At 69.6% G+C, this 24,699-nt stretch carries 26 protein-coding genes; 8 read left to right on the top strand and 18 right to left on the bottom strand.

The genetic code is table 11. The features are described from left to right. Positions 1-19 precede the first annotated feature (19 nt). Genes qcrA through ctaE form a run of 3 tightly spaced genes read right to left on the bottom strand, consistent with a single transcriptional unit; the run spans position 20 to position 2,606 of the window. Positions 20-1,087: a cytochrome bc1 complex Rieske iron-sulfur subunit gene (gene qcrA, locus IFT88_RS10770; protein WP_043594939.1), complete on the bottom strand. Its 1,068-nt coding sequence runs from the start codon at positions 1,085-1,087 to the stop codon at positions 20-22. Positions 1,088-1,124: 37 nt separating this feature from the next. After that, positions 1,125-1,940, bottom strand: coding sequence for a cytochrome bc1 complex diheme cytochrome c subunit (gene qcrC / locus IFT88_RS10765; protein ID WP_043594940.1), 816 nt, complete (start codon positions 1,938-1,940; stop codon positions 1,125-1,127). 21 nt (positions 1,941-1,961) lie between these two features. After that, positions 1,962-2,606, bottom strand: coding sequence for an aa3-type cytochrome oxidase subunit III (gene ctaE, locus IFT88_RS10760; RefSeq protein WP_082059958.1), 645 nt, complete (start codon positions 2,604-2,606; stop codon positions 1,962-1,964). 106 nt (positions 2,607-2,712) lie between these two features. On the opposite strand from ctaE, the gene trpD reads away from it, so the two are divergent. After that, the gene (trpD, locus tag IFT88_RS10755; protein ID WP_043594941.1) at positions 2,713-3,768 is read left to right on the top strand and encodes an anthranilate phosphoribosyltransferase; all 1,056 of its coding nucleotides are present in this window, start codon (positions 2,713-2,715) and stop codon (positions 3,766-3,768) included. Between the two features lie 78 nt (positions 3,769-3,846). Here the strand turns inward: trpD and glpK are convergent, their stop codons facing one another. Further along, positions 3,847-5,367, bottom strand: coding sequence for a glycerol kinase GlpK (glpK, locus tag IFT88_RS10750; RefSeq protein ID WP_043594942.1), 1,521 nt, complete (start codon positions 5,365-5,367; stop codon positions 3,847-3,849). Between the two features lie 158 nt (positions 5,368-5,525). Beyond that, on the bottom strand, positions 5,526-6,263 hold the full coding sequence (locus IFT88_RS10745) for an MIP/aquaporin family protein (RefSeq protein WP_082059959.1): 738 nt from the start codon (positions 6,261-6,263) through the stop codon (positions 5,526-5,528). Positions 6,264-6,461: 198 nt separating this feature from the next. On the opposite strand from IFT88_RS10745, the gene dhaK reads away from it, so the two are divergent. The 3 genes from dhaK to dhaM all read left to right on the top strand — a co-directional run bounded on the left by dhaK (position 6,462) and on the right by dhaM (position 8,901). Beyond that, positions 6,462-7,463 (top strand): dihydroxyacetone kinase subunit DhaK, encoded by a 1,002-nt coding sequence (gene dhaK / locus IFT88_RS10740; RefSeq protein WP_043594943.1) that lies wholly within the window; start codon positions 6,462-6,464, stop codon positions 7,461-7,463. A 98-nt stretch (positions 7,464-7,561) separates the two neighbouring features. Next, entirely contained in the window at positions 7,562-8,212 is a 651-nt protein-coding gene (gene dhaL, locus IFT88_RS10735; protein ID WP_043594944.1) for a dihydroxyacetone kinase subunit DhaL, read from the top strand. A gap of 2 nt (positions 8,213-8,214) precedes the next feature. Continuing rightward, positions 8,215-8,901, top strand: a complete 687-nt coding sequence (gene dhaM, locus IFT88_RS10730) for a dihydroxyacetone kinase phosphoryl donor subunit DhaM (protein WP_043594945.1) — start codon at positions 8,215-8,217, stop codon at positions 8,899-8,901. Between the two features lie 50 nt (positions 8,902-8,951). On the opposite strand, the gene IFT88_RS10725 is transcribed toward dhaM, so the two are convergent. The 6 genes from IFT88_RS10725 to IFT88_RS10700 all read right to left on the bottom strand — a co-directional run bounded on the left by IFT88_RS10725 (position 8,952) and on the right by IFT88_RS10700 (position 13,141). Then, a complete protein-coding gene (locus IFT88_RS10725) occupies positions 8,952-9,716 on the bottom strand; it encodes a dihydrofolate reductase family protein (RefSeq protein WP_199859141.1) in 765 nt (254 codons plus the stop codon). Then, positions 9,713-10,654: a dihydropteroate synthase gene (gene folP, locus IFT88_RS10720; protein ID WP_342212137.1), complete on the bottom strand. Its 942-nt coding sequence runs from the start codon at positions 10,652-10,654 to the stop codon at positions 9,713-9,715. The genes IFT88_RS10725 and folP overlap by 4 nt, the downstream gene beginning before the upstream one ends. Beyond that, the gene (gene folE, locus IFT88_RS10715) at positions 10,647-11,234 is read right to left on the bottom strand and encodes a GTP cyclohydrolase I FolE (protein WP_043594947.1); all 588 of its coding nucleotides are present in this window, start codon (positions 11,232-11,234) and stop codon (positions 10,647-10,649) included. Before folE ends, folP begins: the two co-directional genes overlap by 8 nt. A gap of 12 nt (positions 11,235-11,246) precedes the next feature. Continuing rightward, positions 11,247-11,747: a hypothetical protein gene (locus IFT88_RS10710; RefSeq protein ID WP_137846832.1), complete on the bottom strand. Its 501-nt coding sequence runs from the start codon at positions 11,745-11,747 to the stop codon at positions 11,247-11,249. A 148-nt stretch (positions 11,748-11,895) separates the two neighbouring features. Continuing rightward, entirely contained in the window at positions 11,896-12,360 is a 465-nt protein-coding gene (locus IFT88_RS10705) for an NUDIX hydrolase (RefSeq protein WP_342212136.1), read from the bottom strand. A gap of 13 nt (positions 12,361-12,373) precedes the next feature. Then, positions 12,374-13,141, bottom strand: a complete 768-nt coding sequence (locus IFT88_RS10700) for an SDR family oxidoreductase (RefSeq protein WP_043594950.1) — start codon at positions 13,139-13,141, stop codon at positions 12,374-12,376. A 123-nt stretch (positions 13,142-13,264) separates the two neighbouring features. Between IFT88_RS10700 and IFT88_RS10695 the strand changes: the two genes are divergently transcribed. The 4 genes from IFT88_RS10695 (at position 13,265) to IFT88_RS10680 (ending at position 16,169) form a co-directional block, all read left to right on the top strand. Further along, positions 13,265-13,744 (top strand): NfeD family protein, encoded by a 480-nt coding sequence (locus IFT88_RS10695; protein ID WP_043594951.1) that lies wholly within the window; start codon positions 13,265-13,267, stop codon positions 13,742-13,744. 4 nt (positions 13,745-13,748) lie between these two features. Further along, positions 13,749-14,900, top strand: coding sequence for an SPFH domain-containing protein (locus IFT88_RS10690; RefSeq protein WP_192120485.1), 1,152 nt, complete (start codon positions 13,749-13,751; stop codon positions 14,898-14,900). Next, complete coding sequence (locus tag IFT88_RS10685) at positions 14,900-15,688, top strand: glycerophosphodiester phosphodiesterase family protein (protein WP_342212135.1); 789 nt, start codon at positions 14,900-14,902, stop codon at positions 15,686-15,688. The genes IFT88_RS10690 and IFT88_RS10685 overlap by 1 nt, the downstream gene beginning before the upstream one ends. Positions 15,689-15,803: 115 nt before the next feature. After that, positions 15,804-16,169 (top strand): RNA polymerase-binding protein RbpA, encoded by a 366-nt coding sequence (locus IFT88_RS10680; RefSeq protein WP_043594952.1) that lies wholly within the window; start codon positions 15,804-15,806, stop codon positions 16,167-16,169. Positions 16,170-16,253: 84 nt separating this feature from the next. Here the strand turns inward: IFT88_RS10680 and lnt are convergent, their stop codons facing one another. The 7 genes from lnt to IFT88_RS10645 form a co-directional block, all read right to left on the bottom strand. After that, entirely contained in the window at positions 16,254-17,882 is a 1,629-nt protein-coding gene (gene lnt / locus IFT88_RS10675) for an apolipoprotein N-acyltransferase (RefSeq protein WP_082452306.1), read from the bottom strand. 74 nt (positions 17,883-17,956) lie between these two features. Further along, positions 17,957-20,452, bottom strand: coding sequence for a DEAD/DEAH box helicase (locus IFT88_RS10670; protein WP_192120482.1), 2,496 nt, complete (start codon positions 20,450-20,452; stop codon positions 17,957-17,959). Positions 20,453-20,456: 4 nt separating this feature from the next. Beyond that, positions 20,457-21,212: a twin-arginine translocase subunit TatC gene (gene tatC / locus IFT88_RS10665; RefSeq protein ID WP_192120609.1), complete on the bottom strand. Its 756-nt coding sequence runs from the start codon at positions 21,210-21,212 to the stop codon at positions 20,457-20,459. Positions 21,213-21,290: 78 nt separating this feature from the next. Beyond that, positions 21,291-21,584, bottom strand: coding sequence for a twin-arginine translocase TatA/TatE family subunit (gene tatA / locus IFT88_RS10660; protein ID WP_043594954.1), 294 nt, complete (start codon positions 21,582-21,584; stop codon positions 21,291-21,293). A 103-nt stretch (positions 21,585-21,687) separates the two neighbouring features. Next, the gene (locus IFT88_RS10655; protein WP_137846834.1) at positions 21,688-22,680 is read right to left on the bottom strand and encodes a WYL domain-containing protein; all 993 of its coding nucleotides are present in this window, start codon (positions 22,678-22,680) and stop codon (positions 21,688-21,690) included. Continuing rightward, entirely contained in the window at positions 22,673-23,692 is a 1,020-nt protein-coding gene (locus IFT88_RS10650) for a helix-turn-helix transcriptional regulator (protein WP_056226562.1), read from the bottom strand. Before IFT88_RS10650 ends, IFT88_RS10655 begins: the two co-directional genes overlap by 8 nt. Positions 23,693-23,716: 24 nt before the next feature. Then, complete coding sequence (locus tag IFT88_RS10645) at positions 23,717-24,646, bottom strand: hypothetical protein (RefSeq protein WP_043594957.1); 930 nt, start codon at positions 24,644-24,646, stop codon at positions 23,717-23,719. Positions 24,647-24,699 lie beyond the last annotated feature (53 nt).

The following is a 24,699-nucleotide window of genomic DNA, read 5'->3' as shown; positions in this document are numbered from 1 at the left end:
TGTGCCGGTGTGGTGGTGATCACTTTTCGCGCTCCCAGAAGCTCGGGCCCACAGGTTCGTGGAAGTCGCTCTGCGCGACGAGGTACCCGTCGGCGTCGACCGTGATGGGCAGCTGCGGCAGGGGGCGCTTGGCGGGCCCGAAGATGACTTCGCAGTTGTTCGTCACGTCGAACGTGGACTGGTGGCAGGGGCAGAGCAGGTGGTGTGTCTGCTGTTCGTAGAGGGCCACGGGGCACCCGACGTGCGTGCAGATCTTGGAGTAGGCGACGATTCCGTCGTACTGCCAGTCTTCGCGTCCTTCGGCCGGATTGAGGTCTTCCGGCTTGAGGCGCATGAGAAGGACGGCCGCCTTGGCTTTCTCTTCCAGCAGGTGTTCTGATTCGTTGAGGTTCTCGGGGATGACGTGGAACACGGAACCGAGGGTGACGTCCGACGCCTTGATGCGCGTGCCGGAGGGGTCGGCGGCGAGGTGCATGCCTTCTTCCCACAGTGTGTGGCGCAGGACGGCATTGGGGTCTTCGGCCGGGGCGAGGTCGCGGAACAGCACGACGGCAGGCAGGGGAGTCGCGACGAGTGCACCGATCAGGCTGTTGCGAATGAGCGAACGGCGACCGAAGCCGCTCTCGTGGTTGCCCAGCGCGAAGACCTCGACGGCTTTCTCACGCGTCGGCTCGGAGCCGCGCGTGTCGTGGCGCATCTCGGTGATCTCTCGAGCCGGCATGAGCGTCTTGGACCAGTGCACCGCACCGATTCCGACCGACAGCAGGCCGAGGGCGATGCCGAGCCCCAGGAACAAGTTGTTCAGTCGGACCGAGCCCGAATCGCCCGACGTGATCGGGAACGCGACGTAGGCGCCGATGGCGGCGATGCTTCCGACGATCGACAGGAAGAAGAACAGGCTGACCTGACGCTCGGCACGTTTCTCGACCTTGGGGTCGATGTCGGTGACGCGATCGCGGTGAGGCGGCTCGCCCGGGTTCTGGAACACGTCGGACGTCACGACCGCCGTGCCGGCCGAGACCTGTCGAGGCTCGCGCTTCTCGACAGCCGAGCCCGCCGTGGGGGCCTCGTCGTCGTGCTCTGCCATTGATTCTGCCTTTCGTGAAGTACGGAGAGAACGCGGGTCAGTTCGACCGGGCGGTCAACCAGATGGTGATCGCGACGATCGCACCGAGCCCGAAGATCCAGATGAAGAGACCTTCGGCGACGGGGCCGAGGCTCCCGAGCTCGAATCCACCCGGCGACGGGTTGTTCTCGACGTACTTGAGGTACGTGATGATGTCGGCCTTGTCTTGGGGCGACAGGTTGAGGTCGTTGAAGACCGGCATGTTCTGCGGGCCCGTCTGCATGGCCTCGTAGATGTGGTGGGCGGTCACGCCGTCCAGTGCAGGGGCGAACTTGCCCTGGGTGAGAGCACCGCCCGCGCCGGCCACGTTGTGGCACATGGCGCAGTTGATGCGGAACAGCTCGGCACCGTTGGTCGTGTCGCCGTCGGCCTGGAGCAACGACTCGTCGGGGATCGCGGGGCCGGGGGCGAGCGACGCGACGTAGGCGGCCATGGCGGCGACCTGCTCGTCCGAGAACTGCGTCGGCTTCTGCTCGGCCTGCGGGCCGTTGACAGCCATGGGCATGCGGCCCGTTCCGACCTGGAAGTCGACCGAGGCGGCGCCGACGCCGATGAGGCTCGGCCCGCTGTCGGTACCGGCCGCGCTCAGTCCATGGCAGGTGGCACAGTTCGAGGCGAAGAGCTTCTGACCCTCGTCGATGCTCTGTTGCGAGGTCGCGGTCGCACTGCTCTCGTCCGCCGAGGCGGTCGAGGAGAAGAGCGCGTAGGCACCGCCTGTGGTGAGCAGACCGACGAGCAGCAGGGAGGCGGTGGCGACGGGGCCGCGACGGCCGGCCTTCTTGTTGCGTCGGGAGGACGAGGTTCTCGTGAACATGCTGTGCAGACGATCCAATGCCTATTTGAGGAGGTAGATGACGATGAAGAGGCCGATCCAGACCACGTCGACGAAGTGCCAGTAGTACGACACGACGATGGCCGTGGTCGCCTCTTTGTGCCCGAAGTTCTTGACCGCGTAAGCGCGACCGATGGTGAGCAGGAAGGCGATCAGACCACCGATGACGTGGGCTCCGTGGAAGCCGGTCGTCATGTAGAAGGCCGAGCCGTACGCGCTCGAGCTGAGGGTGACGTGCTCGGAGATCAGGGTCGCGTACTCGAACACCTGGCCGCAGACGAACACTGCGCCCATGGCGTAGGTGAGGAAGAACCATTCGACCATGCCCCAACGGCTGACCTGGAACAGACGGCCCGTGCGGTGCGGCTGCATGCGCTCGGCGGCGAACACACCGAACTGGCAGGCCACCGACGACAGCACCAGGGTGATGGTGTTGGTCAGCGCGAACGGCACGTTGTGCAGCGCCGTCTGATCGGCCCAGAGGCCGGGAGACGTCGAGCGAAGCGTGAAGTAGATCGCGAAGAGGCCGGCGAAGAACATGACCTCGCTGCCGAGCCACACGATGGTGCCCACGGCAACCGTGCTGGGTCGGTTGACGACAGGGCCGCCAGAAGGTCTCGAGAGAGAGGTACTTGTCACGAGGTCCATTATGCCTGGTAAGTCGCCTTGGGTTTGCGCTCGAAACCCCGGGTCGGGAATTTCCCTTGACGCCGAGACATCGGAGTGCCTTATGCTCCGCCGGTAGCCTGGGGCCATGACTTCCGAGCTCACCTGGCCCTCGATCATCGACGCGCTCCTCACCGGGCGCGACCTCTCGATCAGCGAGGCCACGTGGTCCATGGAGCAGGTCATGACGGGCGACGTCACCCCCGCTCAGCTCGGAGCCTTCCTGGTCGCCCTTCGCGCCAAGGGTGAGACCGTGGACGAGATCGTCGGCTTCCGCGACGCCGTCCTCGCCCACGCCGTGCCCCTTCCGGTCGACAGCATGGCGGTCGACATCGTCGGGACGGGTGGTGACCGCTTCGGTACGGTGAACGTCTCGACCATGGCCTCTGTCGTGGTGGCGGCGACCGGAGTTCCGGTCATCAAGCACGGCAACCGTGCGGCGAGCTCGTCGTCCGGTTCCTCCGACGTGTTGTCGGCCCTCGGCATCGACCTCACGATCGGGGCCGACCGTGTCGCGGAGGTCCTCAAGGAAGCAGGGTTGACCTTCGCCTTCGCCGCTGCTTTCCATCCGGGCTTCGGCAATGCCGCCGCCGTACGCCGCGAGATCGGCGTCCCGACGGTCTTCAACTTCCTGGGGCCTCTCGTGAACCCCGCACGACCCGAGGCGAGCGCCGTCGGTGTCGCCTCGCTCGAGAAGGTGCCGCTCATCGTCGGGGTGTTCCAGACCCGGGGCGCGACGGCACTCGTGTTCCGCGGTGACGACGGCCTGGACGAGCTGACCACGACCGGTCACAGCCACATCTGGGAGGTCACCGGTGGGTCGGTGACCGAGCACGACCTCGATCCCCTCGAGTTGGGCATCCCGCGTGCGCGCATCTCCGACCTCGTCGGCGGGAACGCGGCGCACAATGCGGGCATCGCCCGTGAGGTGCTCGCGGGGGAGCGCGGTCCGGTCCGCGACATCGTGCTGCTCAACGCCGCCGCCGGACTGGTGTCGTACGGGCTGGCGGCCGACCCGGGCCAGCGCGAACGGCCGCTCCTCGCCCGTTTCCGGGAGCAGCTGGACGTCGCGGCCCGGGCCGTCGACTCGGGGGCGGCCATTGCGAAACTGGACCAGTGGGTGGCGGCGACCCGCGCCTCCTGAGACGCACCGCGCCTCCTCGCGTCGAGGGGGCGGACGACGAAGGGCCCGTCCTGTCGGACGGGCCCTTCGCGCGGGGGATCAGTTGACGTCGTCGTCGACCCAGTCGAAGGTCTTCGTGACGGCCTTCTTCCAGAGACGCAGCGTGCGGTCACGCTCGTCGGCGTCGATGTTCGGGGTCCAACGCTTGTCCTCCTGCCAGTTGGCACGGAGGTCGTCCAGGGTCTCCCAGAAGCCGACCGCGAGACCGGCGGCGTAGGCCGCTCCGAGCGCGGTGGTCTCGGCGACCACCGGACGGACGACCGGGACGTCGAGGATGTCGGCCTGGAACTGCATGAGCGCGTCGTTGGCGGTCATGCCGCCGTCGACCTTGAGCTCGGTCAGGTCGACGCCCGAGTCGGCGTTGACCGCGTCGAGCACCTCACGGGTCTGGAACGCGGTCGCCTCGAGGGCGGCACGGGCGATGTGGCCCTTGTTGACGTACCGGGTGAGACCCACGAGAGCACCTCGCGCGTCCGAACGCCAGTAGGGCGCGAACAGGCCCGAGAACGCGGGCACGAAGTAGACCCCGCCGTTGTCCTCGACGGTCTTGGCCAGCTCTTCGACCTCAGGAGCCGAGCCGATCATGCCCAGGTTGTCGCGCAGCCACTGGATCAACGAGCCCGTGACCGCGATGGACCCCTCGAGGGCGTAGTGCGGTGCCGCGTCGCCGAGCTTGTAGCCCAGCGTCGTGAGCAGCCCGTTCTTCGAGTGGACGATCTCTTCGCCCGTGTTGAAGATCAGGAAGTTGCCGGTGCCGTACGTGTTCTTCGACTCGCCCTGGTCGAAGGCGGCCTGGCCGAACGTGGCTGCCTGCTGGTCTCCGAGGATGCCGGCGATGGGCACCTCGCGCAGCAGGCTCGAGGCCTCGACCGTGCCGTAGACCTCGGACGAGCTCTTGATCTCGGGGAGCATCGACCTCGGCACGTCGAACGCCTCGAGGATGTCGTCGCGCCACTCGAGCGTCTCGAGGTCCATGAAGAGGGTGCGCGAGGCGTTCGTGACGTCGGTGACGTGGACGCCGCCGTCGGTGCCGCCGGTGAGGTTCCAGAGGACCCAGGTGTCGGTCGTGCCGAACAGCAGGTCGCCTGCCTCGGCCTTCTCGCGGGCGCCCTCGACGTTCTCGAGGATCCAGACGACCTTCGTGCCCGAGAAGTAGGTCGCGAGCGGCAGGCCGACGATCGGCTTGAAGCGTTCGACGCCACCGTCGGCGGCCAGGCGGTCGACGATGGGCTGCGTGCGGGTGTCCTGCCAGACGATGGCGTTGTAGACGGCCTTGCCGGTGGTCTTGTCCCAGACCACGGCGGTCTCGCGCTGGTTGGTGATGCCGACGGCCTTGATGTTGTGGCGCGTGATGTCGGCACGGGAGAGGGCCTGGCCGATGACCTCGCGGGTGTTCTCCCAGATCTCGGCGGGGTCGTGCTCGACCCAACCGGCGCGGGGGAAGATCTGCTCGTGCTCTTTCTGGCCGGTGGCCACGATCGAGCCCGAGTGGTCGAAGATGATGGCGCGGGTGCTGGTCGTTCCCTGGTCGATGGCCAGGACGTAGTCGGTGTCGCTCACGGGTGGAACTCCTTCGTCGTTGATGGATGCGGCTCGCACGGAGGCCCGGGTCGGTCCATTCGAGCGGACGGGCCCGAGCCTCTGCTGGGAGCGGGTGGATCGATCGGCGTCGGCCGGCCCGGGGGGAGCCGGCCTCGACCGATCAGTGTGTCGCCGGGTCAGGCGGCGAGGGGGAGGAGCGGGAAGGACAGCAGCGCCGCGAGGGAACCGCCGACGAGAGGGCCGACGACCGGCACCCAGGCGTAGGACCAGTCGCTGCCGCCCTTGCCCTTGATGGGCAGGAACGCGTGGGCGATGCGGGGTCCGAGGTCTCGGGCGGGGTTGATGGCGTAGCCGGTCGGGCCACCGAGCGATGCACCGATCCCGACCACGAGCAGCGCGACGGCCAGGCCGCCGAGCGGGCCGAGGTTGGCGGCGTTCGGGGAGGCGCCGTTGGTGATGGCGATGATCGTGAAGACCAGGACGAAGGTGCCGATGATCTCGGTGACGAGGTTCCAGCCGTAGTTGCGGATGGCGGGGCCGGTCGAGAACACGCCCAGCTTCGTGGCCGGGTCGGGCTCCTCGTCGAAGTGCTGCTTGTAGGCCAGCCAGACGACGACCGCGCCGATGATGGCACCGACCATCTGCGCCGCGACGTACACGAGGAACGCGGCGAACGTGATGTTGCCGAGGATCAGCTGCGCGATGCTGACGGCCGGGTTGAGGTGTGCCCCGGAGGAGTACGAGGCCAGGATGCCGACGAAGACCGCGAGGCCCCAGCCGAAGTTGACCATGAGCGTGCCGCCGTTGAAGCCCTTCGTCTTCGTCAGGGCGACGTTGGCGACGACACCGCCACCGAGGGTGAGCAGCAATGCGGTGCCCACCGTTTCTGAAAGAAAAATCAATCCCAGGTTCACGTCGACCTTCCTTGTCGTACGGCGGGGCGACAGTGCACCCGCGGTGAGCGTGTGTCAACACCTTAGTGCTGTGATCACATGCGACGAGAAGGAAAGATCAGGTGTTTGCACATATGTGCAGGAGGGGGTCCTGGGAGTAGGTTGAGCGGCAGCCTGGTGCACCCGAGCACCGTCTCCGGCGCCGAGAAAGGGACTTCGATGAAGAAGCTCATCAACGATCCGTCCGACGTCGTCGACGAGGCCGTGGCCGGCTTCGGCGCAGCGCACGCCGACCTGGTGGTCGTCTCGCACGATCCGACGTTCGTCCGCCGTTCGGCGACCCCCGTGCCGGGCAAGGTCGCGCTCGTCAGTGGCGGCGGCAGTGGTCACGAGCCCCTGCACGCGGGGTTCGTCGGCTACGGCATGCTGTCGGCCGCGGTGCCGGGACCGGTCTTCACGTCGCCCACGCCCGACCCGATCGTCGCCGCCACGCAGGCGGTGGACGCCGGAGCAGGCGTCCTCTACATCGTCAAGAACTACACGGGCGACGTGCTCAACTTCGAGACGGCGGCCGACATCGCCGAGGCCGAGGGCATCACGGTCCGGACCGTGCTCGTCGACGACGACGTCGCGGTCAAGGACTCGCTGTACACCGCCGGCCGCCGTGGCGTCGCCGGCACGGTCGTCGTCGAGAAGACCGCAGGGGCTGCCGCCGAGCGGGGCGACTCGCTCGACGCCGTCGCCGAGGTGGCCCGACGCACGAACGCGGCGACCCGGTCGATGGGCGTCGCGCTCACCGCGGGAACGGTGCCACATGCCGGTGAGCCGAGCTTCACGCTCGCCGACGACGAGGTCGAGATCGGCATCGGCATCCACGGTGAACCGGGCCGTGAGCGCATTCCCCTCGAGCCCGTCGACGCCATCGTCGATCGCCTGCTCGACGCCGTCACCGACGATCTGGGGCTCGCCTCCGGGGAGCGGGTGCTGCTCTTCGTGAACGGCATGGGAGGCACGCCCCTCGTCGAGCTGTACATCGCCTACCGTCGGGCGGCCGAGGCTCTCGAGGCGCGAGGCGTCGAGGTGTACCGCAGCCTGGTCGGCTCGTACGTCACGTCGCTCGAGATGCAGGGCATGTCGATCACGCTGACCCGTCTGGACGACGAGCTGACCGAGCTCTGGGACGCCCCGGTCGAGACCGTGGCGTTGCGCCGCGGCCGATAGTCGTCTGCCCGGCCCCGGCCCCTCCACCTCGGCCCCCGACCGCGGGCACGAAGCACCGCACCACTGCACCACCGCACCACGAGAGGAACGACCACCGCATGACACTCGACGCCACCTGGACCCGGGCCTGGATCGACCGGACGGCCGACGTCGTCGCCGCCGAGCACACGGCACTCAGCGAGCTCGACCGGCAGATCGGCGACGGCGACCACGGCGAGAACCTGTCGCGGGGCTTCACCGCCGTCCGGGCCAAACTCGCCGACCTCCCCACCGACGCGACGCCCGGGGCCGCGCTCAAGCTCGTCGCCACGACCCTCATCTCGACGGTGGGCGGCGCCTCGGGCCCCCTGCTCGGCACTGCCTACCTGAAGGGGGCTGCCGCGCTGGGCGACGCCACCGAGCTGGACGCGGAGGCGCTGGTCGCCTTCCTCACGGCGGCCCGCGACGGCGTCGTGCTGAGAGGCAAGGCGGAGGTCGGAGACAAGACCATGATCGACGCGTGGACCCCGGCAGTCGACGCGGCGGCCGCCGCCGCTGCGGACGGGGCGTCGCCCGAGGCCGTCCTCCGCGCCGCAGCAGACGCCGCGGCGACCGGCGCCGCATCGACCGAACCCCTCGTCGCCCGCAAGGGTCGAGCCAGCTATCTCGGCGAGCGTGCCGTGGGTCACCGCGATCCCGGTGCGCAGTCCTCGTCCCTCATCATCGCCGCAGCGGCCGACGCCGCCGACGGCTCGAACAAGGAGTCCTGAGCATGCCCACCATCGGAATCGTCGTCGTCTCACACAGCGCCAAGATCGCCGAGGGCGTGGTCGACCTGGCACGCCAGATGGCCCCCACGACCACGATCGTGGCGGCGGGAGGAACCGACGACGGCGCCATCGGCACCAGCTTCGACAAGATCTCCGCCGCCCTCGCCGAGGCGTCACGAGGCGGGGGTGCCGTGGTGCTCTGCGACCTCGGCTCCGCCATCCTCACGAGCGAGACGGCCGTCGACTTCCTCGACGACGCCGACAAGCAGCGCGTGGTCATCGCGGACGCCCCGTTGGTCGAGGGCACGGTGGCCGCGGCTGTCTCCGCCGAGACCGGGGGAGACCTCGAGGCCGTCGCCGCTGCGGCTCGGACGGCCACCGGCGTCGCCGACGCCCACGCCGACGAGCGCGACCTCCGGGGCGGCGACGCCGTCGAACGATCCGCCGTGCTCGTCAACGCCTCAGGGCTGCACGCCCGCCCGGCCGCCGACCTCGTCACGCACGCGTCGCGGTTCCAGGCAGACGTCACGGTCAACGGCGTCGACGCCAAGAGCCTGCTGCGCATCATGGGGTTGAACGTGGGAGTCGGATCGACGGTGGCCGTGATGGCGACCGGCCCGGACGCGGCAGCCGCCGTCGACGACCTCATCGCGCTCATCGAGGGCGGCTTCGGCGAGAAGGCGAGCTGATCGCCCGCCTGCACCGCGCCTCCTGACCTCGGGGTCGCCGGCTCCCGACGTCAGCGTGTCCGCGACCACTTCGTCAGCAGCATGTCGCCCGAGAGCAGCACGTGGTCGAGGGCGAGGCCACGCAGCGCCATGGCCTCACGGGCCGCGACGATGCGCGGGCCGGCTCCACCCTCGAGGTTCGGTGACACGGTGAGGCACAGTTCGTCGACGACGTCGGCGGCGACCAGGTCGCCGAGCAACGCCGGCCCGCCCTCGGTGTGGATCTGCGGCAGCCCCCGTTCGACCAGGGCCCGGACGAGGAGGCGCGGGTCGACCCGGTCGCGACCGCACGACACGACGTCGGCGACTCGGTCGAGTCGGGCCCGAGCAGCGCGAGGTGCCGCGTCGTGGGTGAGCACCAGCGGCCGGACGGGAGCGTCCGCGAACACGCCGCCCGTCGGATCGAGCCCGAGCCGGCCGGAGACGATGGCGAAGACGGGATGATCGGGCAGGCCGACCCTGCGCCGCCAGGCGACGGCCTCGTCGCCGAGCCGCATCGGGCCGTAGCCCTCGTCGCGGACCGTGCCCGCACCGACCACGACGACGTCGCAGAGCTGACGCAACAGGTCGAAGACGAGCAGGTCGGCGGGGCCGCCCAGGTCGCGGGTCCGTCCGGCGGCCGTCGCCGAGCCGTCGACGCTCGCGACGAAGTTGGCCCGCACGCGAGGCGTCGCCCGGTCTCGCGGCCGGTGGAGATCGAGGAGGTCGTCGATCGTCAGTGCGCCACCGCGGACCGGGGATGCGGGATGCAGCTGGGAGATGCCCACGGCGGTCACGACACGTCCTCGGCGAGGTTGTGGCGTTCGACGACGGGGTCGCGCCAGCCGAGGATCGCCTCGACCATGCGGACGGCATCGACGCTGGCCCGGACGTCGTGCATCCGGACGATGCGCGCGCCCTGCAGCACGCTCATCGTGGCCGCCGCGAGCGAGCCGGCCAGGCGGTAGGGTTTGTCGCGACCGAGGGACTCGCCGACGAAGTCCTTGTTGGACACCGCGGCGAGCGTCGGGTGGCCCAGGGCGGCCACCTCGGACAGGCGCCGGGTGAGCTCGAGCGAGTGCCGCGTCGTCTTGTTCAGGTCGTGCCCCGGGTCGACGACGAGTCGGTCGTCGGGCACGCCGTGGGCGCGGGCGACGTCGACCCGCCGAGCGAGGAACTCGACGACCTCGGCCACGACGTCGTCGTAGTGGGGCCGGGGATGCGGCCGTCGGGGGGCCGCCAGGCTGTGCGTGACGACCAGCGTGGCACCGCTGTCGGCGACGACGTCGGCCAACCGCGGGTCGTGCAGCCCCGTGGTGTCGTTGACGACGTGCGCCCCGGCGGCGATGACGCGTTCGGCGACCTCGGGGCGGAAGGTGTCGACGGAGATGACGACGTCCGACCGGACCGAGAGCGCTTCGACCACGGGCAGGACCCGATCGAGTTCGTCGGAGGCGGACAGCTCGGGCCCGGGGGCGAAGGGGACGCCCCCGATGTCGACCCAGTCGGCGCCCGCCGCCGCCGCGTCCACCGCGGCCTGCACGGCGAGGTCGAGGGCGAAGGTCGCGCCCTGGTCGAAGAAGGAGTCGGGCGTGCGGTTGACGATCGCCATGACCGCGACCTGGCGGGAGAAGTCGAAGGTCCGCGACCCGATGCGTCGCCGAGGGACGAGCAGCGGGGGCAGGGCGGGTGCGGGGGAGTCGGCGTCGTGGGGCTGCCCCGCGGCCTCACGCACGGGGCGCGCCGATCAGGGCGACCGCCTCGGCCCGCGCCGACGCCTGGGACAGCACGCCCCGACTCGCGAGCGTCACCGTCGTGCTGCCGGTCTGGCGGGGGCCGCGGGTCGTGACGCAGCCGTGCGAGGCGTCGAGCACCACGAGGACGCCGTCGGGGCGAGCGCCCGCCTGCAGGGCCTCGGCGATCTCCTCGCCGAGGCGCTCCTGGAGCTGGGGACGCGAGGCCACGGCGTCGACCACCCGGGGAAGCGCGCCCAACCCGACGATCGTCTCACCCGGCACGTAGGCCACGTGTGCGACACCGACGAAGGGCAGCAGGTGGTGCTCGCACACCGACCGGAACGAGATGTCGCGGACGATCACGACCTCGCCGAGTTGATGGGCTTCGGCCGAGACCGTGGCCTGGCGGACGAGGTCGGCCGCGTCGATCGTGAGTCCCGAGAAGAACTCGACGTAGGCGTCGGCCACGCGTCGAGGGGTGGACTCGAGGCCCGGGCGGTCGACGTCCTCACCGATCGCGGCGAGCAGTTCGAGCACGGCGGCCTCGATGCGGGGCCGGTCGACGGGCGGGGGAGTCATCAGGCCATCTTCTCAGGCGACGGGGTCGACCGCGGCGTCGTTCCCGTCCGCCCCCGGCGTCGTCGATTCGCGGGGGAGCGCCTCGTGGTGCCGCCGTCCGTGGCTGCGCCGCGCCTCCTTCATCTCGGCCTCGAAGAGATGCCTCTTGCCGCCCGCGAGAGAATCACGTATGTTCTGCTCATGGTCGCGGAACGCGGCGTAGTAGCCGTCGTCGTAGTCCTCCACGATCTGGTAGGTCCATCGGCCCTCGACGACGTTGCGACCGACGAGGTCTCGATCGAGCAGGTCGGCGACCTCGACGTGTCCGGCGCGTCGGAGCGACTCGACGGCGTCGCCGAGGGCCAGGTCGGCCTTGCCGGTCAGTCGGTGGAAGCCGTAGAGGAATCCTCGTGCCTGCTCGACGATCTCGAGCGCGGCCGAGAGCTCGCCGAGCGCGGCGACGGTGTCGTCGTCGAGCCCGTCAGGTCGACGGTGCGCGTCGTCGGGCGGTGTGTGGGTCGCGTCGGTCGTCATGCGACCAGGCAACTCCGTGGAGGCGCGGCATGCGTCAGCGGGGAGCGCTTCCCACGCCCGATTCCCAATTACTTGACATAATGTGCATTATCAGTCACATGCCGACAAGGCCGGAAGGGGTTCGCGGGCGGCGTGAGCTTCCTGCTCCTCAGGCCTCGGCCGAGCTGTCCAGCACCGTGCGCAGCAAGTCGACGAGGTCGGCGGGCTCGACCGGTTCGACGATCGCCGTCAGGTCGTCGAGGCTGAACCAGCGCGACTCGAGGATGTCGGTGCGCTCGTCGTCCGTCCAGTCGTCGTCGACGACCTCGAAGTGCGGCAGGCGGACGACGAAGAACTCCGCGTGACCGTGCGTGTGGTCGGCGTCGTCCCAGGACACCTCGAAGTCGTCCACGCGCACGACGTCGCCGACCGCGGTGACCACCTGGCCGGTCTCTTCGTGCAGTTCGCGGACGGCCGCCTCGACGTGCGTCTCGCCCGGGTCGACACCGCCACCCGGGGTGATCCAACGCGCTGTCCGACTGGTGTCGGGCGCCACCGTCTTCATGAGGAGCACACGGTCGTCCCCGTCGAGGACGAGGAGGCGCGAGGTCGGTCGGACGATGCGCTCGGTCACGAGGTGCCCCGTCTCAGACGATCGGCGCGAAGTCGCTGGTGTCGCCCACCAGTCGGGTGTGGTCGGCCGGGACGGGGTCGACGGCGGCCGATGCGACCTCGGCGGCGAACTCGGCGACGTTGTACAGCTTGCCCGCGCTCTCTTTCCGCGACGAGATGGCCCCGGGATTCGACCGTTCGAGCAGGGTCGCCGTGATCGTGCCCTCGATCATGTCGCCCGAGACCACGACGAACTCGACGCCCGCGGTCTCGAGCTGCGGCAGCATCTCGCGCAGGGCGTCTTCGCCGGCACGCTTGCTCAGGGCGACGGGAAGGTACTCGGGCATCGTCTCGGTCGTGCGGATGAAGTGGGCCTGGTGACTCGTGACGAAGACGACGCGCGAGCCCGGGGCGAGCAGCGGCAGGGCCGCGGTCAGCAGCGCCACCTGGGCGTCGCGGTTCAACTTGAGCGCGTAGTCCTCGGCCATGCCCGTCTCCATGCCGCCCGAGGCGTTCATGACGAGGACGTCGAGGCCGCCCCAGGCCTCGCGCACGGTCTCGAACATCGTCGCCAGGCTGGCCTCGTCGGTCAGGTCGGCCCCGATGGCGATCGCCTCGCCGCCGGCCTCCTCGATCTTCGAGACGAGCTGCAGCGCGCGCTTCTCCTTGTTGCGGTAGTTCACGACGACCTTGGCACCGGCCTCGGCGAAGTACCGCACGGTGTCGGCGCCGATCCCCCGGGACGACCCGGTGACCAGGACTCGGGCTCCGGCGAGGGACTCTGCGGCGAGGGGGTTGGACAAGGCGTGCTCCAGACTGTGCGGGGTTCGATCGGCCCGTGGACCGGACTCGACCCTACCAATCCCCCTCGTCACCGACGGTGGTGGGTGGTAGTTTCCATAACAGGGGAACGAGAGAAGGTCGACGTGGACGTCCTGAACGATTACGCATGGGTCGCGTGGATCGCGCTCATCCTGGTGTTCGTCATCGTCGAGGTGACGACGCTCGAATTCACCTTCCTCATGCTCGCCATCGGCAGCGTCGGTGGTCTGCTCGCGGGCCTCTTCGGCGCCCCGTGGTGGTTGCAGGCGATCGTCGCGGCCGTCCTCGCGGTCTTGTTGCTGTTCACGGTGCGGCCACCGTTGCTGCGGGCGCTCCGCCGCGGGGGCGATCCGACCCCCAGCAACGTCGAGGCGCTGCTCGGGCTGCGCGGCACGGTCGTCGTGCCGATCGGCTCCGACGCCGGCCAGGTCAAGCTGTCGAACGGCGAGACCTGGACGGCCCGCGTGCTGTCCTCCCCCGCGACGTCGGCGGGCGCCGACCTCGCACTCGACACCGGGGCCCCGGTCGTCGTGACCGCCATCGAGGGGTCGACGGCGTTCGTCGCCCCCGCAGAGAGGTCCTGAAGCCATGGACACCATCAGTGCCGGCACCGTCGTCACCATCGTGGTCGTCGCGATCGTCGTCGTGCTCGTCCTCGTCATCCTGTTCCGCTCGGTCCGCATCATCCCGCAGGCGAGTGCCGGCGTGGTCGAGAGACTGGGTCGGTACCACAAGACCCTCTCCCCCGGGCTCAACCTGCTCGTACCGTTCATCGACCGGGTGCGGCCGCTGATCGACATGCGCGAGCAGGTCGTCTCGTTCCCGCCGCAGCCCGTCATCACCGAGGACAACCTGGTCGTCTCGATCGACACGGTCGTGTACTTCCAAGTGACCGACGCCCGCGCGGCGACCTACGAGATCGCCAACTACCTCGGGGCCGTCGAACAGCTCACGACGACCACGCTGCGCAACGTGGTCGGAGGGTTGAACCTCGAGCAGGCCCTCACCAGCCGCGACAACATCAACGGCCAACTGCGCATCGTGCTCGACGAAGCCACCGGCAAGTGGGGCATCAGGGTCGGCCGCGTCGAGCTCAAGGCCATCGACCCGCCCCTGTCGATCCAGGACTCCATGGAGCAGCAGATGCGTGCCGAGCGCAGTCGCCGTGCGGCCATCCTCACCGCCGAGGGCACCAAGCAGTCGCAGATCCTCGAGGCCGAGGGGTCGCGACAGTCGTCGATCCTCAAGGCCGAGGGTGATGCGAAGGCCCAGGTGCTGAGGGCCCAGGGTGAGGCCGAGGCCATCGCGACGGTCTTCAACGCCATCCACGCCGGCGACCCCGACCCGAAGCTGCTCGCGTACCAGTATCTCCAGACCCTCCCGAAGATCGCGGACGGCTCGGCCAACACCATGTGGATCATCCCCAGCGAGCTGACCGAGGCCCTCAAGGGCATCGGGCAGGGCTTCTTCGCCCCTCGCGACCCGAACGCCCCCGGGTGGACCCCGACCGAGGCTCCCAAGGTGTCCGAGATGGACGTCACGCCCGACCTGGCCTCGACCGTCGATCTCGAGGCCGAACCCGACCTGGGCTTCCCGACGGTGACCACGCCCGGTGGCTCCGCATCCGGTGCGGGTACCGGGTCCGGGTCCGGACGCGCGGGTGCTGCCGGTGCCGCCGGTCCGGTCCCCGAGACGGGCGCCCCGGGCACCGGCCCGACCGCTCCCCCGGCGACCTCGTAGTGCCGTCCGCTCCCCCGATCTCGGCCGGCTGGTTCGCGCCGGCCGGGCCCCGGGTGCTGGCGCACCGGGGCCTCGCCGTCGATGCTCCCGAGAACACCATGTCGGCGTTCGCCCTGGCCGTGTCGGCTGGTGCGACGTACGTCGAGACGGACGTGCACGCCACGCGCGACGGCATCGCGGTCATCAGCCACGATCCCGACCTGAGGCGGGTCGCGGGACGCGAGCAGCGCCTCCTCGACCTCGACCTCGCGGACGTCAAGGCGATCCGGCTCGACGGTGAGCACGAGATCCCCACCCTCGACGAGGCGCTCGACGCCTTCCCCGAGACCCGGTTCAACGTCGACCTCAAGTCCGACGAGGCCGTGGCGCCGGCCGTCAGGGCGATCGCCCGGGTCCGGGCGACGGATCGCGTCCTGGTGACCTCGTTCGACCACCGCAGGCGTCTCCGGGCGGTCCGGGCCCTGCCGGGAGTCGCGACGTCGGCCTCGTCCCGGGGCATCGTCACGGCGATGGCGGCAGGTCTCGTGCCGCTCCCCGGGCTCAGGCGGACGCTGATGCGGCGCGCCCTCGTCGGGTGCCGGGCGGTTCAGGTGCCCGAGCGCAAGGGTCCGATCCGCATCGTCACCGCCGCACGCGTCGCCGAGTGGGCGGGTCTGGGTGTCGAGACGCATGTCTGGACCGTCAACGAACCCGACGACATGGCTCGACTGCTCACCCTGGGCGTCCACGGCATCGTCACCGACCGTGCCGACCTGGCACTCGACGAGGTGCGTCGGCACGCTCCGTGACCGCCGTCGGAGACTGCCGGGCACTGTGAAGGGACTGTGAAATCGCACGGCTCGGAACGGCGGAGGTCCAGAACGGGTTACAACGGGTGATTGCAACGCGAGAGGAGACCACACAATGGCAGATCGCAGTTTGCGCGGAATGAGGCTCGGCAGCCAGAGCCTGCAGAGCGAAGAGGGCGTGGAGTTCTCGCCCCGTAAGAAGGCCGTTTACCAGACGACCGACGGCCAGACGTTCGACATGGTGTTCGCTGCGGACGCCGAGATCCCGGACATCTGGCAGTCCCCCAAGAGTGGTCAAGAGGGTCGTCTGTTGTCGGCCGACGGCAAGCCGGTCGAGATCGACGCCGGTGACGTCAAGGTTCCCCGCAGTCACTGGGACATGTTGCTCGAGCGCCGCAGCCGTGACGAGCTCGAGGAGCTCCTCCAAGAACGACTCGACTTCCTGCGGGCCCGCAAGGGTCAGCACAAGATCGGCGCCTGACGGCCCGGACGGCACCACGAAGACGAGAAGGCCCGACCACCGCATGGTGGTCGGGCCTTCTTTCGTTCCTGGCGTCGCGAGACGTCAGTCGACGACGCGCCACCGCGGCAGGATCGGATCGGGTGCCTCGTCGAGCCGGCGGCGACGAGCCGACCGGCGGGTACCGATGAACAGACGGGACAGCAGCAGCATCGCGAGACCGAAGAACGACACGAGCAGTTCGATCGCCCGACTCGCCGCCACGGCGGGCGTCGTCCCGGTGCCGAGGTCGACCACCGCCACCATGGTGCCGGGCTCGTAGTCGGGGATGCTCGCGGTCGTCCTGCCCGAGGCGTCGATGGCTCGCGTCGAGGCGACGGTCGAGACGTTGACGAGGGGCCGGGCCGTCTCGATGGCGCGCAGGCGGGCGATGGCGAGTTGCTGCTCGTTCTCGTCCGTCTGGCCGGGACGGGTGCCGAAGTCGGCGTTGTTCGTCTGGCCGATGATGACCTGCGCCCCCTCGTCCATCATGTTCGTGATGAGCTGGTCGTCGACGATGTCGAAGCAGATCGAGATGCCCGCCCGGAAGTCACCCAGGTCGAAGACCTCGTCACGCGTGCCCGGGGTGTAGTCCCGGCCGATCAGGTCGATGAGATCGGGGGCGAAGGGCCGCCAGAAATCACGGTCGGGCACGTACTCGCCGAACGGGACCGGGTGCTTCTTGTCGTACTGGTCTCGCACGCCTCCGTCGGACCAGAGGAGGGACGAGTTGTAGACGGTCTCACCGTCGTCGCTCTCGGTGATGACTCCTGACACGAGGGGCGCGTCGTAGCCACGGGAGATCGCGTCGAAGACGTACCGGCCGGTGGCGTCGCGGGTGGGATCGCGGTCGCTGCCGCCCTCGGGCCAGACGATCATGTCGAGGGAGCGCTGGTCTTCGGGCAACTGCGCGAGTTGGGCCTGCAGGTCGCTCATCGCGAGCACCTGGGCGTTGGTGAGGTCGCCGTACTGCCGGTCGGCGAAGTAGCCGGCGTCGCCGTCACCCTGGACGGCGGCGATGGTGGCCGTGCCGGAGGAGTGCGTCGGCCAGGCGGGCACGGCGAGGGCGGCGACCACGACCGTCGCACCCGCGAGCACACGGGTCGAACCCCGGACGGTCGTCTGGAGGGCGAGCTGGATCAGTGCGGCGACGATCGCCACCATGAGGAACGACAACCCCGAGATGCCCAGCCAGGCCACGAGGCCGGCGAACGGGCTCTCGGATTGGCTGAGTGCCACCCGGCCCCACGCGAAGCCGCCGTAGGGCCAGGTGCCGGCGACGAACTCACGGAGCGTCCAGAGCCCCCCGACGACGACCGGCAGGAGGACCGTGCGGCCCAGGGTGCCGGGCCAGACGCGCGGGACCCAGCGGTACGCCAGGGTGATCAGCATCGCCCCGGCGGCGAAGAAGAGCGCCTCGAGCGTCGACAGGGCGGCCCAGGGCACGACGCCGAGGAAGAGCGTCGCCCACGAGATGTGGATCAGGTAGAAGGACAGGCCCGCCACGAGGCCGACCAGGAACGAACCGCCGAGCGACCGGCCTCGGAGGGCCAACAACACGAACCCGATGCCGACGAAGGTCAGCGGCCAGACGTCACCGTCGGGGAAGCCGCCGTCGAGGACGGCGCCGGCACCGAGTGCGACGATGAGGGCCAGCCAGAGGGGCAGTCGGACGTCGATCGCTCGGGAAGACACCCCGTGATTCTAGGTGGAGGCGTCTGAGAGGCCGGTCGTCGTCGGTCGTCCCTGGCCTCTGCAGACAGAGGGGCTCAGGGGCCGACCGCGGTGTAGGCCACGATGCCGCGACGGACGGCGTCGAGAGCCTGTCGCGCCGTCGGACCGACCGGCAGGTCGCCCACGACCGACAGCTGGTCGAGCAGGTCGATCGTCTGTTTCGTCCAGCGCACGAAGTCGCCGGCGGCGAGGTCGGCGTCGTCGAGCACCGAGTCGAGTGCGGCACCTCGCGCCCAGCGGTGCATCGCCAGGGCGAGCCCGGGAGCCGGGGGCTGGCTGCCGGGAAGACGGTGTTCGTGCTCGAGGTCGTCGAGTTCGGCCCAGAGCAACTGGGTGGCGTCGAGGGCCGCACGGAACTCGCCCCGGGGCAGGAATCGCTCCGAGAGCTGGCCCTCGTCCCGCCGGGGCTCGTACACGAGCGTCGCGGCCATGGCGGCCATCGACGGCACGTCGAGCATGTTCCACAGGCCGAGGCGCAGGCTCTCGGCCACGAGGAGGTCGCGATCACCGTAGATGCGGCGCAACGTGCGACCGGTCGGGGCGACGGTGACCTCGGCGTCCCGGGCGACGCGAGCCGCGCCTCCGGCGTTCGTGCCCGTCGGGACGAGATAGCCGCGGTCGAGCAGCACGTCGGTGACGCGGTCGAAGACCTTGGCGACGGCACCGGTCCGACTGCGGATCTGCGCCGACAGCTGGTCGGTCTGCTTCTTGAGCTTGAACCAGCGCTCCGACCAGCGGGCGTGCTGCTCTCGCTCGGGGCAGGCGTGGCAGGGATGCTGCCGGACCTGCCGCCGGAGTTCGACGATGCGTCGCTGACGTTTGTCGCGTTCGGCCCGCGACTGCGACTCGGCACGAGCAGCCCCCTGCTTCTCGAGATCGCCCACCTCGCGACGCAACATCGTGTACTCGCCGAAGTCGCCCAGATGGCAGGCCATCGATGCGGCGTAGCCGTCGAGCGACTGCTGCTGCGACCGCACCTTGCGTGCCAGGTCGACGACCGAACGGTCGGCCTGGAACTGGGCGAACGAGGTCTCGAGCACCTCGCGGGTGCGGGATCGACCGAACTGCTCGATGAGGTTCACGGCCATGTTGTACGTGGGCCGGAAGCTGCTGTTCATCGGGTAGGTGCGCCGCGAAGCCAGCGAGGCGACGGCCTGCGGATCGAGGCCCTGCTGCCACTGGATCAGCGAGTGGCCCTCGACGTCGATGCCGCGACGACCGGCGCGACCGGTCAGCTGGGTGTACTCCCCGGGGGTGATGGGCACCCGGGCCTCGCCGTTGAACTTCTCGAGCTTCTCGAGCACGACGGTACGGGCCGGCATGTTGATGCCCAGCGCGAGCGTCTCGGTCGCGAACACGACCTTGACGAGCTTCTTCTGGAACAGCTCTTCGACGACCTCTTTGAACGCGGGCAACAGGCCGGCGTGGTGGGCTGCCACGCCCCGCTCGAGCCCGTCGAGCCAGCGCCAGTAGCCGAGCACCGCGAGGTCTTCGTCGCGCAGGGTACGGCAGCGGGCCTCGACGATCTCGCGGATCTCTCGACGCTGGTCGGCGGTCGTCAGGCGGATGCCCGACCTCAGCACCTGGGACACGGCCTGGTCGCAGCCCACCCGACTGAAGACGAAGAAGATGGCGGGCAGCAGGTTCTGGTCGTCGAGCATCTCGACGATCTTCCAGCGGTCGAGGCGTCCGGGGCCGCCCTGCGTGGGCGGGACGACGTGACCCCGGGGGCCCGTCCGTCCGGCGGAATGGGAGTCACGCCGTCCGCCGCTGCGACCGCCACGCCGCCCGAGCGAGGTGGCCCGGAGGAGTTCGGGGTTCACCCGGTTCGTCGCCGCCTGCCCCGAGGAGTCGAAGAGGTCGAGGAACTTGCCCCCGACGAGGACGTGCTGGTCGAGCGGCACGGGACGGTCCTCGGAGACGATGACCTCGGTGCTGCCGCGGACCGTCTGCAACCAGTCACCGAACTCTTCGGCGTTGGACACCGTCGCGCTGAGCGAGATGAGCCGGACGTCGAGGGGCAGGTGGATGATGACCTCTTCCCACACGGCACCTCGGAACCGGTCGGCGAGGAAGTGGACCTCGTCGAGGACGACGTAGCGCAGGTCGGTCAACATCTCGGAACCGGCGTAGATCATGTTGCGGAGGACCTCGGTCGTCATCACGACGATGCGCGCACGGGAGTTCACGTTCGTGTCGCCGGTCAGCAGACCGACCTCGGACGCGCCGTACTCGGCCACCAGCTCTTGAAACTTCTGGTTGCTCAGAGCCTTCATCGGGGCGGTGTAGAAGACCTTGGCCCGAGGGTCCTGCATGGCGAGATGGATGGCGTACTCGGCCACCAAGGTCTTGCCCGCGCCCGTGGGTGCGGCGACGAGGACGCTGTCGCCTTCTTCGAGGGCGGCGCAGGCGGCGATCTGGAACGGGTCGAGGGTGAAGCCCAAGCGGGACCGGAATGCCTGGAGCTTGGGGGTCTTCACGCGTGTCTTCGCCGCGGCGAAGCGCTCGGCCGGGCTGAGGTCGGGGCTCACCGGGTCAACCCGCTGCCAGCTCGGCGTCGAGGGCCGCGGCGCGCTTCGCGACCCGACGATCGTGCAACCAGGCCACCCCTGCTGCGAGGAAGAACAGGATGACCATCGGGATGGCCAGCAGGAACATCGAGAAGATGTCGGCGGACGGCGTCGCGATGGCGGTGAACAGGACGATGACGAGGATGGCGACGCGCCACCCCTTGACGATCGCGGCGGCCGAGACGACTCCGACGAAGTTCAACAGCACGAGGAACACCGGCATGACGAAGGCGATGCCCACGGCGAGGACCAGCTTGAGGACGAAGTCGTAGTAGACCTTCGACTCGATGATGGTGGCGTCCTGGGTGTCGACGAAGCCCGTCATGACCTCGACGATGTGGGGAAGGACGTACCAACCCGCCAAGCAGCCGCCCAGGAAGAGAGGGATGGCGGTACCGATGAAGCCGACCGCGTAGAGCTTCTCTTTGCGCACAAGAGCCGGGACGATGAAGGCCCACACCTGGTAGAGCCACACGGGGCTCGAGATGACGACGCCGACGGTGACCGCGATCTGCAGCTTGAGGTCGAACGCGCCGGTGATGTTCGAGTAGTTGAGGGTGGTCTCACCCGTGCGCGCTGCGGCGATGGCCTCGACCGGTGACCTCAGGGCGTCGAGGACGAACGGCGCGAGGAACCAACCGGCGACAGCGGCCAGGATGAGGGCCAGGGCGGAGATGAAGAGGCGTTTGCGCAACTCGAGCAGGTGCTGGCCGAGCGACATCTTGCCGTCGCGGCCGCGGCTGCGGCCGGTGCCCCTCCCCTGGGTGCTGTCGCCACGAGTCGTCGTCGTGGCCACGCGTCAGGACTTCGGCGGGACGTCGCGATTCGGCGACGGGTAGCCGTCGTCGGCTCGACGAGCGGTCGACCCGTCGCTGTACCGGGCGGATGCGTCGTCGGAGCGACGGACGGGACGGTCGTCGAAGTCGTCGTCGACTGCCGACTCTTTCTTGTCGCTGTTGACCTCGTTCTTGAAGATGCGCATCGACTGCGCGATGCTCTTCGCGAGGGCGGGGAGCTTCGGCGCACCGAAGAGGAGCAGGACGATCGCCAGGATGATGATCAGGTGCCAGCCTGAGAGTGCGTTTCCGAACATGATGGGGTCTCCTTGCGGGGCAGGGTGACGATCAGTCTATCGTGCGGTGTCACCCGCGACGGGCGCGGCGCAGACGATCCACAGCGCGGGTGGGGCGGAGAGCTTAGGAGGCGCGGGGTGGCTCGGCGTCGTACCGCTCGATCGCCCGACGGGCCCAGTCGGCCACCGCCGAGCGCGCCGACTCGGGCGCGACGACCTCCGGGCGACCCGGCAGTCCGGCCACGAGTCGACAGAGCGTGCCGAGACGGTTGACGCGCAGTCGGAGTCGGACGCGGTCGTCCTCGAGGGGCTCGGGTTCGTCGGGGCCGTAGTCGGCGAGGAGCGGTGCCGCGGCCGCGTCGAGGTCGAGCACCACGACGAGGTCGTCCGGAGACCCCTCGAAGAGCGTCTCGGGCAGGGCGACGTCGTCGGCCCGATGAGCGATGGGAGTCGAGGTCAGTGCCGGTGCGGCGATCCGGTCGAGTCGGAACGTGCGGGGGGCTTCGCGCAGATGGTCCCAGGCCCGGAGGTACCAATCGGCGTCGACCGACTCGACCCGCAGCGGGTCGACCCGGCGGCGTTCGGCGACCCCACGGGTACCGCGGTAGTCGAACTCGAGCTGGACGCCGGTTTCGACCGCCCGTCCGACAAGCCCCAGCACCTCGTTCGTCTCGGACTGGTCGACCGCGACCTGGCTCGGTTCGCTGGAGGCCCCTCGGGAGAGCTTGCTCATCAGGGTGGCGATGGCCGCGCGATCGGCGTTCTCGGGCAGCGAGGACAGGTACTGCAGCCCGGCGATGAGAGCGGCGGCCTCGCGAGCGGAGAACCGTGGCGAGTCGTCGATGGCGACGAGGTTGGTCAGCACGATGACGTCGTTCTGTTCGAAATCGTCCCAGGCGATGTCGAAGAGGTCGCCGTGCTGGTACTGGGTGGTCTCGCCGGGGATGCCCGAGACGGCGATCAGTTCGACCGCACGGCGGATCTCGGCCACGCTCACGCCGAAGTGCGCGGCGGCCTCGGCGACGCTGACGCGTTCGTGGTCCATGAGCCAGGGGACGAGCGAGAGCAGGAAGGCCAGCTTGTCCGCGGCGTGGAGAGAACCTCGGGATTCAGCCACGAACGCCTCCGTCGACGGCGTCCGTGTGGGTGTCGAGCACGCTCGCGAGGCGGTGCCGCACGAGGGTGCGCAGGCTCTCGGGCTCGACGACCGTCACCTCGGGTCCGAAGGAGGCGAGCTCGTCGGCGAGGAGGTGTTCGTCCGTCCAATGGACCGTGAGGGTGACGGGATCGAGACGCGTGGTGCCGCGACGTTTGCCGAGCCGGGTCTCGGCGTCGGACGTCGGCTCGACCCGGAGGGTCGCGGTGCGGTCGCGCCAGACCTGCTCGAGGTCTGCCAGCGCGCGGTCGGCGGTGGCGTCGTCGGGGCGTGCGAACGGGGTGGACGTCAGCTGGACGGGACCGACCACCCTCGACAGCAGGAACGTCTTGAGCGTTCCCGTGCCCACCTCGACCGCGGACACCAGCCACCGACCGTGGTGCTGGACCAAGGCAGCCGGAGCGACCTCACGCCGTCGGGCGGCCTCGTCTCCGGGCTTGAGGTAGTCGAACCGGACGACGACGCCGCGGTCGAGCGCAGTGCGCAACGGCTCGAACGCGGCGTCGCGGGAACGGAGTCGAGGGGCGTACTCGAGCTCGGGGACACTCGCCGCGCCACCGAGTGAACGGAGCTTGAGGAGGGCCCGACGGGACTCGTGCGAGAGCGACCCCTCGCGCCAGACCATCGCCGCCAGGGTGAGGAGGGCGGTCTCTTCCGAGGAGAACGAGATGTCCTCGGGCAGCTCGTACGCCCCGCGCGGGATGCGGTAGCGCAAGGCCTGGTTGTTGCCCGCCGACGCAGGATCGTCGATCGTCTCGAGGGGGACGCCGAGTTCGCGGATGTCGTCCTTGTCTCGTTCGAACTGCCGCTCGAGCGCGGCGTTGTCGCCGGAGCGCGAGTACTTCTGGCGGTACCCCTGGACGGTCGACAGGACCTCGGTCTTGCTCAACCCGGAATCCGTCGCGAGCAGGGCCAGCACGAGGCTGAACAGGCGCTCTTCGACGGGGACGCGGGGGGTGCGGGCAGCGGGCACGGCGACCGGCTCAGCAGGGCCGCGTCATCGGATCGCCCCGAGAACGTCGAAGACGTAGACGTAGGCGGAGCCGCCGCTCTCGGCGGACGCGGGAAGCACGATCATGACCTGCGAACCGACCTGCTGCCCCACCAGGGCCGAGCGGATGTCGTCCGGGATCTGCTCGTCGCCGAGGTCGACCGGCGTGGCCGAGCCGCCGTTCGTCCAGGTCGAACCCGCGACGGTGGCCGGCTGGCTCCAGGTGACGGCCGTGAACTGCACCACGGCCGTGTCGTCGGCGGTCAACGTCGTGCCGTGGCCCTTACGGACGAGGTGCACGACCTCGTCGGTCGGAGCGTCGCCCGCCGGGATCGTGATGCCGGGTGCTCCGTCGGGGGCGGTGACGACGGCGGGCAGACCGTTCGCGCCGAGCTGGAGGGCACCGTCGGCCTTGGCGAGGAATGCGCGTTTGACGTCGACCACCGCGACGTAGGCCGCGTCGGGGTCGTCGTTCGGGGTCGTCGCGGCACCGTTGATCGATGCGGAGAGGTCGCTCGCCTTGACGGCGACGGCGACGCGCGAGCCCACCGTCGAGCACTCGAGCGCGTCGACCAGCGGGGCGAGCGTCTGGCCGCCGACGGTCAAGGGGACGTTCGTGGAGCCGTCGTAACCGCTGTCCTCGAGCTCTTGCCCCGTGGAGCCGTCGAAGAGGGTGTAGTCGATGACGACCGGGGTGCCGTCGACGAGTCGCTGGCCGTCGCCCTGGATGAGCGTCGACACCTCGGTCTTCTTGGTCACGATGGGGGTCGGCACGTCGACGTCGGGCTTCGTGCCGAAGTCACCGGTCGCCGTGACGACCGAGGCGGCGTCGCCCGTGGCAGGGCAGCCGGTCGAGCCGGGGCCGGCCGTGGTCGAGCAGGCCGTCATCGAGGCGAGCAGGCCGACCGTCACGACGAGGGCGGGGATGGTGCGCACGGGGACTCATTTCGTGGAGGTGACCGGGGGTCGAGTGGGGCTTCCGGTCGGGT

Source organism: Frigoribacterium sp. CFBP 8751 (genome assembly GCF_014841545.1).
GTDB lineage: Bacteria > Actinomycetota > Actinomycetes > Actinomycetales > Microbacteriaceae > Frigoribacterium.
Note: the sequence above shows the minus strand (reverse complement) of the source record. Positions and strands in the feature narration are given on the sequence as shown.

Coding starts and splice junctions, on each gene's coding strand:
- qcrA (WP_043594939.1), bottom strand. CDS start 1,087: ATGGCAGAGCACGACGACGAGGCCCCCACGGCGGGCTCGGCTGTCGAG.
- qcrC (WP_043594940.1), bottom strand. CDS start 1,940: ATGTTCACGAGAACCTCGTCCTCCCGACGCAACAAGAAGGCCGGCCGT.
- ctaE (WP_082059958.1), bottom strand. CDS start 2,606: ATGGACCTCGTGACAAGTACCTCTCTCTCGAGACCTTCTGGCGGCCCT.
- trpD (WP_043594941.1), top strand. CDS start 2,713: ATGACTTCCGAGCTCACCTGGCCCTCGATCATCGACGCGCTCCTCACC.
- dhaK (WP_043594943.1), top strand. CDS start 6,462: ATGAAGAAGCTCATCAACGATCCGTCCGACGTCGTCGACGAGGCCGTG.
- dhaL (WP_043594944.1), top strand. CDS start 7,562: ATGACACTCGACGCCACCTGGACCCGGGCCTGGATCGACCGGACGGCC.
- dhaM (WP_043594945.1), top strand. CDS start 8,215: ATGCCCACCATCGGAATCGTCGTCGTCTCACACAGCGCCAAGATCGCC.
- folE (WP_043594947.1), bottom strand. CDS start 11,234: ATGACTCCCCCGCCCGTCGACCGGCCCCGCATCGAGGCCGCCGTGCTC.
- IFT88_RS10710 (WP_137846832.1), bottom strand. CDS start 11,747: ATGACGACCGACGCGACCCACACACCGCCCGACGACGCGCACCGTCGA.
- IFT88_RS10690 (WP_192120485.1), top strand. CDS start 13,749: ATGGACACCATCAGTGCCGGCACCGTCGTCACCATCGTGGTCGTCGCG.
- IFT88_RS10680 (WP_043594952.1), top strand. CDS start 15,804: ATGGCAGATCGCAGTTTGCGCGGAATGAGGCTCGGCAGCCAGAGCCTG.
- tatC (WP_192120609.1), bottom strand. CDS start 21,212: ATGTCGCTCGGCCAGCACCTGCTCGAGTTGCGCAAACGCCTCTTCATC.
- tatA (WP_043594954.1), bottom strand. CDS start 21,584: ATGTTCGGAAACGCACTCTCAGGCTGGCACCTGATCATCATCCTGGCG.